This is a genomic window from Roseateles sp. AC306, assembly GCF_979253795.1.
In genome coordinates, this window is the sequence record NZ_CEEDEB010000110.1 from 1 (window position 1) to 250 (window position 250).

Genomic DNA, 250 nt, shown 5'->3' on the forward strand with positions numbered 1-250 from the left:
GCGTCGATGCGGCTGACGCCACATGGCGCAGTTCTTCATCAACCGACCCATCTTCGCGTGGGTCATCGCCCTCTTCATCCTCGTCCTCGGCGGCACCGCGGTCACGCAGCTGCCGGTCGCGCAGTACCCGCCCGTCGCGCCGCCCGCCAGCTCGCTGTCGGTCCCCTACCCCGGCGCCTCCGCGCAGACGCTGGAAGACGCCGGCATCAGCATCATCGAGCGCGAGATGACCGGTGCGCCCGGGCGGATC

Annotated in this window: 1 protein-coding gene; it reads left to right on the forward strand. The window is 70.8% G+C overall.

Going from position 1 to position 250, the window contains the following annotated elements; translation table 11 throughout:
• Positions 1-22: 22 nt before the first annotated feature.
• Positions 23-250: efflux RND transporter permease subunit (locus AC0IZJ_RS28595; protein WP_471855654.1), on the forward strand; the 228-nt coding region annotated here is incomplete at its 3' end.